This window comes from Mucilaginibacter gynuensis (assembly GCF_039541195.1).
Taxonomy (GTDB): domain Bacteria; phylum Bacteroidota; class Bacteroidia; order Sphingobacteriales; family Sphingobacteriaceae; genus Mucilaginibacter; species Mucilaginibacter gynuensis.
On sequence record NZ_BAABFT010000012.1, the window covers coordinates 76,423 to 89,949 of the forward strand.

Here is a 13,527-nt window from a genome sequence, read left to right on the forward strand (position 1 = left end):
CCGCTCAGGTAGTAGCCTCGTTAATTTCGGCCTGTAATTTTTTGGTTAGGCCTTTAAATACCATGTCGTACGAGTGGTCAACCATATCAAACAACTGTTTACGGGTAAGGCTGCCGTTAATAAAAACGGTATTCCAGTTGGCCTTGTTCATGTGATAACCGGGCTGTACTTCGGTATGGCGTTCGCGCAGATCAATAGCCAGTTCGGGATCACACTTTACATTAAAACGATCGCCTTGCGGCAGGCCAGCCAGTAAAAATATCTTATTGCCAACCTTAAATACCAGTGTATCATTATCAAAAGGGAAGCTTTCGGTTACACCCGGTTTGATAAGGCAATGGTCGCGTATTTCTTCAATGTTCATTTTACCTTATGCGTCTTATAAATTTATTATAAGATACCTCCCTGCCAAAATCGTACCTTATTCCTATGGTGATCTGGTTGTACTGATCGGGCTGATCATTCTTGAAAATTTCGGGCGGATCGTTATAGCCATCTAAACCTTCGCCGAACGTAAAGTTGTGCACATAACCTATGGTAATCCGCAAATACGGGTCGTCATAAGCATCAAATATCTTAAATTCATAACCAAAGCGTACGGGCACCATAAAATTACTGCTTTTATCTACCCCCGGAAACCTGTAGCCCACATTGGTACGGCTGTAGCGGTTTGTTTTATTATTGTTCATGATAAAGCCTACACCAGTGCCTCCGTAAAAGCCCTTAATCGCATCCAGAAAACCACTGTATGAATACTCAATGAACGAACCAAGTTGTACATCGCCGTAGATCAGGGCAGCTTTGTAGTTATTAGTGAATTGGCGGGTATCCTTATCGCTAAAAATATCGCCGCCCGAAAGCCGCCCGAATTGAAATTCAGCAGTAAGCGGTATGTATGGGTTATAGTTATACGTAATAGTTGCCCCGCCCGAATAGCCAAAATCTGTTTTTTGGAGATCGCAAAATGGTTTGGTCATGCCACCGGTTATACCAATAGCCCATTCGCGGTAATTATAACTCTGCTGGGCCATTACTTTTGCAGTAACAGCAAATAGAAGGAGTAAAAAAAATATTTTTTTCAAGGTTCAAGGGGTATTAAAATGATAATTTAGCATTGGTAAGATAAGCTGAAAACGGGGTTATCTGCCCTAAATCAAATATACATGAATAACCTGAATAACTACACCGTGACCGAACGGTTTTTAAGATATGTAACGATAGATACCCAATCAGACCCTGAATCGGAGACTTTCCCATCCACCGAAAAGCAGAAGAACCTGGGCCGTGTATTGGTAAAGGAGCTATTGGAAATGGGCGTTGCCGATGCGCATTTAGATGAGTTTGGTTATGTATATGCCACCATTCCCGCCAATACTGATAAGGCTGATGTGCCGGTGATCTGCTTTTGCTCACACATGGATACTTCGCCCGATTGCAGCGGCGAAGGGGTGAAGCCTATTATTCATGCTGATTATAACGGGGCTGATATTGTACTGCCCGACGACGAAACACAGGTGCTTCGCCTTGCCGATCACGCCGACCTGAAGAACCAGATAGGTAATGACATTATCACCGCCAGCGGTACCACTTTGTTAGGTGCCGATAACAAAGCAGGCGTAGCCGAAATTATGGATGCCTGTTATCAACTGATCAATAACCCGGCTATTAAACATGGGAAGATCCGGATATTATTTACCCCTGATGAAGAAGTTGGTAAGGGTGTAGATAACGTAGATATTGAAAAGCTGGGCGCTTATGCAGGTTATACCATTGATGGCGAAAGCGCGGGCAATATGGAGAACGAAACCTTCTCGGCCGATGGTGCTAAGCTTACCATTAACGGCATCAGCACGCACCCCGGCTTTGCCAAAGGCAAGATGGAAAGCGCTATAAAGATTGCCGGTAGAATAGTAGCGGCTTTGCCGGATAGCCTGTCGCCCGAGCATACTGAAGACATGCAGGGTTTTATACACCCGGTTGGCATACAAGGCCATGTGGAAACAGCGGTGATCGACTTCATCATCCGCGATTTTGACGACGAGGAACTGCATCGGCATGCCGAAGTACTGAAGCAGGTGGCAGATGATGTGCTCACAGAGTTTCCCGGTTCATCATACTCATTAAAAATAACCGCCCAATACCGCAACATGAAAAAAATGCTCGACCAGCATCCCGAAATAGTTGAGTACGGTATGGAGGCCATCAAACGCGCCGGATTGAACGCCAAGCTATGCAGCATCCGCGGCGGTACTGATGGTTCGAGGCTATCATTTATGGGCCTGCCATGCCCCAACATATTTGCCGGTGAACATGCCTTTCACAGTAAACAGGAATGGGTATCGGTACAAGACATGCAAAAAGCGGTAGACACCATATTGCATTTATGCGCGATATGGGAGGAGCGGGCTTAGTTGGTTGTGAGGTTTCGGGTTCGGGGTTCGGGGATTCAGTGTGTGTTGATTGGGGCCGTGGATCGGGGATTGAAGTTGCAGGGGATGGAGGATAAAAACCTGAGAGCTCCATTAGAATTACCTATCCGGTCTTAGCTTCGCTCGACCACCTTCTCTGCTGCGCAAAGAAGGGATAGCTGTACTCCGCCCTCTTTACGAAGTAGAGAGGGGCGACCAGCGCAGCGAAGTCGGGGTGAGTTAGTTACCCGTTTACCGCAATACAAACGCTAACCCATATTAAGCACACGTCGCAGACGTGCGCAAGCAAAAAAGAAAAAGGGTTACGAAGTTTTCAAAACTTCGTAACCCTTTTTCTTATCCCTCGAAAGGTCCTGATTCCTGTATCTTAATTCTTGAATCTAATTACTCTCCTGCTTTCTCCGCCAGCAAATCATCCGTTAGTTTTTCAAATTCGCTGATGAATTCGGTGTAGTGGGCGCCTGTAGCCGGGCCGTTAAACCCGGTGTGTATTTTGCGTACTTCGCCGTTTTTATCAATGATAATAGTTGTTGGGAAGCCCACTACTTTGCTCAACGCGGGTAAGCTTTTGGCTGTTTCTTTTTTGTCGCTGGTGTAACCGGTTACCAAAATTGGGTACGGAATATTAAACCTGGCTTTCAACGGCAGCAATGCCTTTACCGATTTGTCGAAATCTTTGGTGCGCTCATATGCGAGGCCGACCACCTCTACACCTTTAGCCTGGTATTTTTTGTAGTAATTAACCATATAAGCGGTTTCGTCCATACAGTTTGGGCACCACGAACCTAATATTTGTACAATAACCACTTTGTTTTTGAAGCGATCGTCGCTGGTGGAGATGGTTTTGCCATCTAACCCGGGGAAGCTGAACTCCAATTTTTTATAGCCCGGGTTTAAAGCTGTCAGCGAGTAAGCATCCGGGAGTTGGGCGTTCTCGTTGCGTACGGCTGTCCAGGTGGCAGAGCCTGAATAGCCCGAATAAAACCTGCCCGATGTTAGTATATTGGCATCGCTGATTCTCGCCTTAAACAAAAACGCGTGGCCGCCATCAAAGCACGAAAGATATAAACTATCGGCAGCTACAACGCCCTCTAAAAAGCGGTAATCGCCGGTGGTAGTTAAAAATGTACCTGTAATTTTTTGTCCGCTTTGCTTAAATTCACCTACTGTGCTGTCGCGCCCTTCGCCCTCACCAAACACTGCCGACCAGCGGCCTCCTAAATTTTGCGCGGGTTTGGCCGGTTCTTTAAAAAAGCGCCAGTTGGTGTTGGGGGTAGCGGTAAAATCGGTAAGTACATCGGCAGTCGCGGTATGTTTTACCCATTTACCGGTGAGGTTACCGTTGGTTTGTTTCAGCTTAAACTCGGTGTTAAACAACGGCATCTTTATAAATACCGAATCGCCTTGTGTAGTAACGTCGGTCACTTTAAAATGCTCGTTACCGTTAATAATGGCCAGTTGTGGTTTGCCACCTTGCTGACTAACCTCGAAGTTAAAAGGTATTTCATTGCCCGACGCGGTTTTTAAAGCGCCACGCCAGGTGCCTGTTTTTAGTTGTTGTGCAAAGCCTGCGGTAAATGTAAATAGTGCTGCCGCGGCTGTTATAAATATTTTATTGATCATCCCTCTTGAAAAAAATCTACCAAGTTGATATACTTTCTTCCAAAGGTAAATAAAAAGCCCAATTACTTCAGCACTTCGCGGGAAATGACAATCTTCTGAATTTCGGAAGTGCCCTCGTAGATCTGCGTAATTTTGGCATCGCGCATCAACCGCTCCACGTGATTTTCTTTTACGTAACCATATCCGCCATGTATCTGCACGGCTTCAACAGTGGTTTTCATGGCCGTTTCGGAGGCGAAGAGTTTGGCCATCGCGCTCATTTTGGCGTAGGGTTGCCCGTTATCTTTCAGCCATGCCGCTTGCAGGCAAAGCAGGCGTGCCGCCTCAATTTCGGTAGCAATATCGGCCAGTTTAAATTGAATGGCCTGGTGTTCAGCAATAGGTTTTCCGAACGATTTACGTTCTTTAGCATATTGCACCGCCAACTCGTAAGCCCCCGACGCTATGCCCAGCGCCTGCGCGGCGATGCCTATACGGCCGCCCTCCAAAACCTTCATGGCAAACTTAAACCCGAACCCATCCGCACCAATACGATTCTCCTTCGGCACTTTAACATCGGAAAACATCAGCGAATGCGTATCCGACCCACGGATGCCCATCTTATTTTCCTTTGGCCCTACGGTAAAACCGGCCATCTCTTTTTCTACTATAAAAGCGTTTATTCCATGATGCTTTTTCGCGGCATCGGTTTGCGCGATAACGATATAGGTTGATGCCGAATTACCGTTGGTTATCCAGTTTTTGGTGCCGTTGAGCAGGTAATGGTCGCCCATATCAATAGCCGTGGTACGTTGCGAGGTAGCATCAGAACCGGCTTCGGGTTCCGACAGGCAGAACGCGCCTATGTGTTCGCCCTTGGCCAGCGGCACCAGGTACTTCTCTTTTTGGTAGTCGCTGCCGTATTTTTCCAGCCCATAGCAAACCAACGAATTATTTACCGATACCACTACCGATGCAGAGGCATCCACCTTTGAAAGCTCTTCCATAGCCAGCACGTACGATATGGCATCGAGGCCGCTGCCGCCGTATTGGGGCGCTACCATCATGCCTAAAAAGCCCAGCTCGCCGAGCTTCTTAATTTGTTCTGCCGGAAACTTCTGGTGTTCGTCGCGCTCAATTACGCCGGGTTTTAATTCGGTTTGTGCAAAATCACGCGCGGCCTGGCGTATCATCAACTGCTCTTCGGTTAATTGAAAGTCCATCGATTTATAATTTAATTGAAGGTATGCGTTTGGTATGCAAGCATAGTAAATTTTAGTCAAAAAAAAAGAGAGCTTTTTTGAAGCTCCCTTTCCCCTAATTAATTTAAACTATTGATTAAACCCAAAACAAAGAACATAAAATCCCAGCCTGGGCGTCTGAGAATTCAAAAACAAAGTTTTTCAAAGGTAGATGTTGTTTTATATTTCTTCACAGATGATGCAAGGTCGGTAAGGGAATAACAAACACGAAGCCACAATTTGTAAACTTTGAAAAGGGGAGGTAACTAACCTGTTACAAATAGGCGGAATAAAATATTTTAACTGAAAAATTAACCTGATTGTAAATTTTTTAAGAAGAATTTATTTTGACAAATAATACATGTTACAACCTTAAAATATACGCTATTTTGTACACTGTATGTTATTTAAAACACATTTATGTATTTTATTCACTACAATGTCTTATTTTGATGGCACTTTTTGAGTAGTATTTGTGTGCAATGTTGTGTTGTTAACGTTTTGCTGCCATTTCGTTGAGGTTAATATAAATGCTTAACATGTTATATTTGGCAATAATGAACATCAGCCAGGAATTAAGCCAGTGGTGGCACCAGCAAACAGCTATCGAAATGGCTGGCTTTGTAACCGGCCTGGCCTGCGTTTACCTCGCGGCCAAAAACAATATCTGGAATTGGCCTTTCGCCATTGTTAATGTGAGCATCTACATTTTCATTTTTTTCAAGGCGCACCTTTTTGCCGATATGTATTTGCAGGTATACTTTTTATGGATGAATATTTACGGCTGGTATTATTGGAGCCATAAGCCCGGGGCAGCACTTAAAACCCCGGTAAAATTAATCACCCGGCAACAGGTATTACTGCTTTCGGCAGCCGTAATAGTGTTCACCATTATATTAGGCAGCGTTTTAAAATACACCACGGCCTCCTACCCATATATCGACAGCTTTTGCGCTGCTTGCAGCATGGGCGCGCAAATATTAATGGCCCGCAAGGTATTAGAGAACTGGCTGATATGGATATTTGTTAACGTAGTATATGTAGGCGTATACCTGTTTAAAGATCTTCACCTCACTGCAATAATGTACGCCGTGTACATTGGTATAGCATTATTAGGCTATATTGAATGGCGACGGGATTGGAAGAAGCAGATGGAGTGATGGTGAAATGTGGGTTACTCGTCAGCAAACAGCTTCGGGTGAAAGTGGGCAGAACTTTGGTGGCCCAAGAGCGAAGGCGGGCATAGTGAACTTGTTGCATGCGGGATGGAATAGCGCAGTGGGGCAAAAGTTCCAGCCCTAAGTTCTGCACGGTTTGCAGGGAAGGCCTCGTGCGGCAAAGAAGCCTTTTGCTGGACAAGGGTTTTGTTACTTTTGCCCTCAAAAGTAATGGGGCCCTGCGCCCAAGAGCAGACTAACATTGATTACAGCACAAGCAAAACCTAAGTGGAGATTGCTTAGTACCTCGCAATGACAATCATCATTATTTTTTAATAACAAAGCATAAATGAATAACCCCTCTATAATAAAAATAGCCATCGTTGGCCCCGAGTCAACGGGTAAATCAACCATGTCGGCATACCTGGCGGAGCATTATCATACGATATGGGTGCCCGAGTATGCACGCGGCTATTGTGAAAAACTTACCGAACCCTGTACCTGGCAGGACGAGATCAACATGTTTTACGGACAAATAGCTTTGGAAGAAGAAATGCTGTCGCAGGCCAACCGCATATTAATATGCGATACTACCTTTATTACCGTAAAAATATGGAGCGATGAAATATTCGGTCGTTCCCCGCAGGAGGTGTTGGATGAATTGCCAAAACACCCTTACGATCTGTATCTGCTGCTGGATATCGATATGCCTTGGGCAGACGACCCGCTGCGCAACTTTCCCGATATGCGTGAGCACTTTATGCAGGTTTGGCATAACGAGTTAAAAGCCCTTAATGCCAATTACCAAGTGATCTCCGGCCTGGGCGATGAACGTTATCAAAACGCGGTAAACGCTATCGACGCGTTTATTGGCTAACTATTATTACTATGCTTTGGTAATATGCTTATTTTTGTAATTGTTTGATATTTAGCTGTATTAATAAAATATTAAATAATTTATCACTCTCCGTGCAACGTTGGTAAATATCATGTGTCATATAACCAGAAAGCTTGATATCACAGTTGGAAGCCATATATATAGATAAACATTACGACCTGGTGGTTGAGTGTAAGCAGGGAAGCAAAAAAGCCTGCTACGAGTTATACCGCCTGTATTCTAAAGCCATGTTGAACGTGGCCTTCAGGATATTGGGAAATATTGCCGAAGCCGAAGATATTCTTCAGGAGGCTTTTCTGCACGCCTTTAACAAGGTGCACGATTTTAGGCAGGAAACCACCTTCGGGCTGTGGCTCAAGCAAATTGTGGTATCGCGTTCTATCAACCTGTTGCGTAAGCGTAAGCTGGAATGGGCCGAAATGGAAGGCGACGAGCTGGAAAACATACCCGACGAAGTAGCGCCCGACGATGATGAAACGCAATATAAAGTGGCCCAGATAAAACAAGCCATGAACGAATTGCCCGAAGGTTACCGTGTAGTATTATCGCTATACCTGCTTGAAGGCTACGATCATGAAGAAATAGGACAGATTTTGAATATTACAGAAAATACATCAAGAACGCAGTTTTTGAGAGCAAAAAGAAAGTTGAGTGAAATTTTAAACAGAAAGGGAATTAAACAATGAGCAAGCGATTAGAAGATTTCATTAGAGCTAACCATAACGAGTTTGATGAGCTGGAGCCCCGCATGGAGCTTTGGGATAACATTGAAAAGCAGCTGACATTAAAGAGCGGCGATCAGCCAAAAAAGCAAGAGGCCAAAACATTCTCGCTTGGCTTTGTGCTCCGGGTGGCCGCTTCCGTTATCGTTGTGATGGGTATAGGTTTCGCGTTGTATCTGCACAACGGCAAAAAACAAGGCGTAGACCTGGCCGCTATTAACCCAACTTATGCCAAACAACAAGTGCAGTATGCTTCAATGGTGCAAACCAAGCGTACCGCTTTAAAAGAACTGGCAAAATCAGATCCGCAGCTATATAAAGAATTTAATGCCGAGTTGACGAAGATGGATTCGGCTTACAAAAAATTAAGTGTTGATTTAGGTACCAGCCCTAACCAGGAACGTGTTTTACGTGCAATGATCCGGAACTTGCAAATACAAACCGAAGTGCTTAATCAGCAGCTAAATGTGATAGAACAATACAATCAGATGAAAAAGGAAGAGAAAAATGAAATCAAAAGTATATAACCCCGCACTTTTTGTACTTATGGCTTTTTTGGCTATCAGTACACCCGGCCTGGCACAAAATGCCATTGCAGTGCCCCCAACACCACCTGCAACTCCGGCTCCGCAGGTAAACCCGGTTCCGCACGTTATTGTGATACCGAAAGCCTACGACATTAGTAAGGATAAAGATTACCAAAAGAGCATGGCCAAATTGCAAACTCAAATGAAAGAGCTGCAAAAAAAGATGAGTAAGCTTAAGCTGGATAAGAACCTGAACAAGACCCTTACTTACACTTTTAAAAATTTGGATAAAACTATTACAACCAGTGTTAACAGCAGCTTAAGCAGCGTCAATACCGATCTGGATATCAACTTTGATCATTTTGAACCGCTGGCATCTGTTAATTATGATACCAATTCAAATACGATATTGATTAGTGGCGACAATAACATTCAAACGCAGGATCTTGATGAGCAGGTGAAAACCTACAGCAAAAGTTACGCTGCCGATAGGAATGATGTGCTGAGCATTGATAACCGTTATGGTAAGGTAACCATAAACACATGGACCAAAAACGAATTTAAGGTTGATGTGCAGATAAAAGTAGGTACCAACCGCGAAGGCGAGGCCAAAAAGATGCTGGATAATGTGAACATCAGCGATGGTAAGGATGGCGAAACCGTATGGTTCAAAACCAAAATTGACGATGAAAGCAATGGCGGCTCGTGGTCATCACTCTTCTCGGGCAGAAAAGTGGTACGTAAAATGGAGATCAACTATATCGTATATATGCCGGTTAAAAATGGACTGATAGTAAGTAACCGTTATGGTGCTACCGTACTGCCCGACCTCACCGGAAAGCTAAATATCAACAGTGCTTACGGCAACCTTACCGCGAAAAATTTGAGTAACCCCGATAACGTGATCAAGGTAAAATACGGCAGTGCCAATATCGAAGGCCTGGTAGGCAGCGACCTCGATGTGGCTTATGGCAGCCTTGTACTGGGTGCCAGCGATAAACTAACCGCCAACGTAAGCTATGGTTCGGCCAAAATTGGCAGCATCAAAACATCGGGTAATATCAATGTGCGCTACAGCGGCACGCTTAATATTGCAACGCTCGATAGAAACCTGAAGGCCTTACAGGTAAATTCATCCTACTCGGGCGTAAAGGTAGGCATGGGCGCCTTAGATAATGTCGACTTTGATGTAACCGTACATTACGGAAGCTTTAATTACGATAACAACACCGTAAGCGTGGTTAACCAAACCCCATCCGAAGAAGAAAAAGGCTGGAGCTCTACCAAAAACTATAAAGGTAAGCTGGGTAAGGGTAATGGCGATAAAGTGATCACCATTAAATCAAGCTACGGCAGCGTGAAATTTGAATAAGCCCCTTTCGATTTTAATTAATATACTAATTACCGCAAACCCTTGCCCCACGGCAGGGGTTTTATTATTTTAGGCACTCCAAACACTCACACTGCCCATCCTATGGAAATATTTTCGAACCCGGAAACGTGGATCTCCCTCATTACCCTTACTGTGTTAGAAATCGTATTGGGGATTGATAACATCATCTTCATCTCCATACTTGCCGATAAGTTGCCTAAAGATGAACAGAACAAAGGCCGCAAAGTAGGTTTGGGCATGGCTTTGATCACCCGGATCTTGTTATTACTGTCTATCAGCTGGGTAATGAAACTCACCTCGCCGCTATTCAACCTTTCAGGTTTGTTTGGTATTACCAATGCCGAATGGGTGGAAAAACTGGCTATCTCCGGCCGCGATCTGATATTGCTGATAGGGGGCTTGTTCCTGATCTATAAGAGTACTCATGAGATACACGGAAAAATTGAAGGCGAAGAAGAAGAAACCAACGTTAAGCCGCATTCATTTTGGGGAACCATCTTCCAGATCATGATATTGGATATCGTTTTCTCGCTCGATTCGGTGATCACCGCCGTAGGTATGGCCGAACACGTGGAGATCATGATAGCGGCAGTAGTTATCGCGGTGGGGATCATGATGTGGGCATCTGAAAGTGTGGCCAGCTTTGTAAACAAGCACCCTACGGTAAAAATGCTGGCCCTGTCTTTCCTGTTGCTTATCGGTGTATCCCTGCTCGCCGAAGCGTTAGAACAGCACATCCCGAAAGGATATATCTATTTCGCCATGGCTTTCTCGGTACTGGTTGAAATGCTGAACCTGAAAGTTAAAAGTAAAAGCCAGGCAAAGAAGGCAGCCAAGAAATAAAAGAATTTGAAAAGCATCCCTCCCTCGGGAGGGCAGGGAGGGGTCTATAAAAGCGACCTCAACCATCAAGTAACGTCATATCAAACTCTGATGGCAGTTTGCATCCCGGCGTTTTCTTTATGAGCTCAATAATAGTATACGTAATTGTGCGGGTAACATTAAGCCGGTCATGTTTTACTTCAGCTTCGTTAAAACGTAAAACGGTGATGCCATAACTTTCCAATTTACTTTGCCGATGCTCATCGTGATTAAACGTAATCTCATTATTATGTGAATGACCATCTACTTCAATCACCAGCATTAAGTCTTTACAAAAGAAATCAACAATATAATTATCAATGCACCTTTGTCAGTCAAAATCAAAACCCAGGATCGCATTCTGCTTCAACTCGTTCCATAGCAACACCTCACCGTACGTCATATTTTTACGAAGCTTATTTGCTAAAGCCTTATTGGCCGGGTTGTATGGGATGATTTTATTGGTCATTATTTTCAGAATAGTTCATTAACCCCTCCCTGCCCTCCCGAGGGAGGGATGCCTTTCAAACTAATCTCTCCTCTTCCAAATCTCCCTTAAAACACCCTGCACAATAACCCCTTCAAATATTCACCTTCGGGGAAGGATGACCTCACGGGGTGGTCTTCGGGTTGGCAAAACTGATGGATGAACTGTACCTGTTTACCGGCATCCAGCGCGGCCCAGGCCAGTACTTGTTTAAAGGTTTCCATATCCATAGCGCCCGAGCAGGAGTAGGTAGCCAGCAGGCCGCCTTCGTTTAGCAGCAGCATGCCTACACGGTTAAGGTCTTTATAGGCACGGGAGGCACGATCAAGTGCGGAGCGCGATGGCGCATATTTGGGCGGATCGAGTATCACGATGTCGAACTTTTCGCCTTCTTCTTTAAACCTGCGTAACTGCTTGTTTACGTCAGATTGTACTGAGGTATGTTTACCCGTGTCGAAATTATTCAGACGGATGTTTTCTTGCAGGGTTTCAATGGCCAACGCCGAACTATCCACACTACATACCGATGAAGCGCCGTTTTTGAAGCTGTTAAGCGTAAAGCCGCCGGTATAAGAAAAACAATCGAGCACCTTTTTGCCTTTGGCGTATGATGCTACAATGCGGCGGTTATCGCGCTGATCGCAGTAAAAGCCCGATTTTTGCCCTTCGGCGATATTGATGCCATAGGTTATACCATTCTCTTTTACCTCCACCAGTTCGGGCGGATGTACGCCGGCCAGCAAGTTATTTACAGTTTCCAATCCCTCGTGCGCACGGGATGAAGCATCGCTTTTATCAAAAATACTTAATGGGTTGAGCAGCTTTTGCAGCTCATCGATAATTACCGGCATTACATTTTGTATGCCCGATGTAAGCACCTGTACTGCTAAATGATCGGCATATTTATCAACGATAAGTCCGGGCAGGTAATCGGCTTCGCTAAAAATTAGGCGACAGGTATTGGTGCTGCCATCTTCTAATATATGCTTACGGGCGACCACGGCGGTAGCTACTTTTGCACGAAACCAGGCTTCGTCAATGGCTGTTTCCTCGTTCCATTCCAGCAAGCGTAAAGCAACCCGCGATTGATCGTTATAAAAACCGTAAGCCATAAATATGCCTTGCGCGTTCAATAACTTTACCACATCGCCATTGGCCGGTTTACCCTTTACCTTTTCAATAGCTCCCGAAAATACCCACGGATGACGTTGTAAAACCGCTTTCTCTTTACCCTTTTTAAGTATAGCATTGATCATAACTGCAAAGGTAACGAAATTAAGAGCAGGCAAATAAGAATTAAGTATTAGCGATATTAACCGCGAATACGTTTTTTGTTACTTTTGAACATTGCCTTTACCATTACATATTATGAAAAAGCTTATTTACGCGTTATTGATTGTCATTCTTTACGCTTCGTGCCAAAGTAAAACTACACAGCAGGATGACGATACCTCTAAAATTGTTGCACCTGTAGCTAATGCTGCGCCGGAACTTATAAATACTTTTAAGCCTATAATCAATGGCATTTGGATTAAAAAAGATTATATCGATAAGATTAGTAAAACCAAATCGCCATACGCGGCAAAAGATCTGGCCGAAGGTATAACAGGGATGGAGATCAAAGTAGGCTCTATTAAAGATGATAGCCTTATGGTATTAGTTGGATGGAATAATCACGATGCTGGTGAGATGCCTTTGAAATTTCGCAAAGGGAAAAGGCCATTTACAATTTTGCTTGGTGGAAACGATTTTGGATACGAGATAAAGGGCAAGGATACCCTGCTTGTTTTGTACTATGCGGAGGGAAATGTTAACCAAACTATTAAATTTATAAAGGCGCCCAATTTAAGCCCTGATGCTGGTTTACAGCCAGGTTTGGATAAATTAGTAAATCAAGTTATAATAACAGGTACTTACATTTTAAACGATAGCTTAAATGTGCATAATAAAGTACATTTTACTACGGATGGTAAGGTAAATGGCTTAAGCAATTTTGAATTATATAATCTCCAAACCGATTTTAATTCAGGCCCAATGAATAATATGGATGAAATAGCTTTCGATGAGTATAAGAAAAATCAAGCTAACTTCATTTTTTTAATAAATAGGGATACATTGAATATTTATGAAACGCTTGCCAATGCCGATTCTTCAGAACTGGTTTTAGGGACGTTAAAGTATAAATTGGTCAGAAAGCAGGAACGATAATA

15 protein-coding genes are annotated in these 13,527 nt (G+C 44.0%); 8 read left to right on the plus strand and 7 right to left on the minus strand.

All coding sequences use genetic code 11. From position 1 onward, the window contains the following. Window positions 1-4: 4 nt before the first annotated feature. Together ABD894_RS19835 and ABD894_RS19840 are read right to left on the minus strand one after the other, a co-directional pair. Entirely contained in the window at window positions 5-364 is a 360-nt protein-coding gene (locus ABD894_RS19835) for an MmcQ/YjbR family DNA-binding protein (RefSeq protein WP_345212817.1), read from the minus strand. Between the two features lies 1 nt (window position 365). Then, complete coding sequence (locus ABD894_RS19840) at window positions 366-1,031, minus strand: hypothetical protein (RefSeq protein ID WP_345212818.1); 666 nt, start codon at window positions 1,029-1,031, stop codon at window positions 366-368. A 132-nt stretch (window positions 1,032-1,163) separates the two neighbouring features. On the opposite strand from ABD894_RS19840, the gene pepT reads away from it, so the two are divergent. Then, on the plus strand, window positions 1,164-2,411 hold the full coding sequence (pepT, locus tag ABD894_RS19845; protein ID WP_345212819.1) for a peptidase T: 1,248 nt from the start codon (window positions 1,164-1,166) through the stop codon (window positions 2,409-2,411). Window positions 2,412-2,813: 402 nt separating this feature from the next. Here the strand turns inward: pepT and ABD894_RS19850 are convergent, their stop codons facing one another. Further along, the gene (locus tag ABD894_RS19850) at window positions 2,814-4,052 is read right to left on the minus strand and encodes a peroxiredoxin family protein (RefSeq protein WP_345212820.1); all 1,239 of its coding nucleotides are present in this window, start codon (window positions 4,050-4,052) and stop codon (window positions 2,814-2,816) included. Window positions 4,053-4,114: 62 nt separating this feature from the next. Further along, on the minus strand, window positions 4,115-5,254 hold the full coding sequence (locus ABD894_RS19855; protein WP_345212821.1) for an acyl-CoA dehydrogenase: 1,140 nt from the start codon (window positions 5,252-5,254) through the stop codon (window positions 4,115-4,117). 575 nt (window positions 5,255-5,829) lie between these two features. Here ABD894_RS19855 and pnuC point away from each other — a divergent pair. The 6 genes from pnuC (at window position 5,830) to ABD894_RS19885 (ending at window position 10,812) form a co-directional block, all read left to right on the plus strand. Beyond that, window positions 5,830-6,432, plus strand: a complete 603-nt coding sequence (pnuC, locus tag ABD894_RS19860) for a nicotinamide riboside transporter PnuC (protein ID WP_345212822.1) — start codon at window positions 5,830-5,832, stop codon at window positions 6,430-6,432. Window positions 6,433-6,778: 346 nt separating this feature from the next. Next, the gene (locus tag ABD894_RS19865) at window positions 6,779-7,306 is read left to right on the plus strand and encodes an AAA family ATPase (protein ID WP_345212823.1); all 528 of its coding nucleotides are present in this window, start codon (window positions 6,779-6,781) and stop codon (window positions 7,304-7,306) included. Window positions 7,307-7,440: 134 nt separating this feature from the next. Next, a complete protein-coding gene (locus ABD894_RS19870; protein WP_345212824.1) occupies window positions 7,441-8,013 on the plus strand; it encodes an RNA polymerase sigma factor in 573 nt (190 codons plus the stop codon). After that, on the plus strand, window positions 8,010-8,576 hold the full coding sequence (locus ABD894_RS19875; protein ID WP_345212825.1) for a hypothetical protein: 567 nt from the start codon (window positions 8,010-8,012) through the stop codon (window positions 8,574-8,576). Before ABD894_RS19870 ends, ABD894_RS19875 begins: the two co-directional genes overlap by 4 nt. Further along, window positions 8,557-9,948, plus strand: coding sequence for a hypothetical protein (locus ABD894_RS19880; protein WP_345212826.1), 1,392 nt, complete (start codon window positions 8,557-8,559; stop codon window positions 9,946-9,948). The genes ABD894_RS19875 and ABD894_RS19880 overlap by 20 nt, the downstream gene beginning before the upstream one ends. Before the next feature lie 102 nt (window positions 9,949-10,050). After that, window positions 10,051-10,812 (plus strand): TerC family protein, encoded by a 762-nt coding sequence (locus tag ABD894_RS19885; protein WP_345212827.1) that lies wholly within the window; start codon window positions 10,051-10,053, stop codon window positions 10,810-10,812. 58 nt (window positions 10,813-10,870) lie between these two features. Here ABD894_RS19885 and ABD894_RS19890 read toward each other — a convergent pair whose 3' ends face one another. From ABD894_RS19890 to ABD894_RS19900, 3 genes are all read right to left on the minus strand, one after another. After that, window positions 10,871-11,152 (minus strand): endonuclease domain-containing protein, encoded by a 282-nt coding sequence (locus tag ABD894_RS19890; RefSeq protein ID WP_345212901.1) that lies wholly within the window; start codon window positions 11,150-11,152, stop codon window positions 10,871-10,873. 9 nt (window positions 11,153-11,161) lie between these two features. Continuing rightward, window positions 11,162-11,299 (minus strand): DUF559 domain-containing protein, encoded by a 138-nt coding sequence (locus tag ABD894_RS19895; protein ID WP_345212828.1) that lies wholly within the window; start codon window positions 11,297-11,299, stop codon window positions 11,162-11,164. A gap of 86 nt (window positions 11,300-11,385) precedes the next feature. After that, window positions 11,386-12,573, minus strand: coding sequence for a class I SAM-dependent rRNA methyltransferase (locus ABD894_RS19900; protein ID WP_345212829.1), 1,188 nt, complete (start codon window positions 12,571-12,573; stop codon window positions 11,386-11,388). Window positions 12,574-12,685: 112 nt separating this feature from the next. Here ABD894_RS19900 and ABD894_RS19905 point away from each other — a divergent pair, with 112 nt between their 5' ends. Beyond that, window positions 12,686-13,525 carry a hypothetical protein gene (locus ABD894_RS19905; protein WP_345212830.1) on the plus strand — a complete coding sequence of 280 codons (840 nt, stop codon included), beginning with the start codon at window positions 12,686-12,688 and terminating at the stop codon, window positions 13,523-13,525. Window positions 13,526-13,527: the final 2 nt, after the last annotated feature.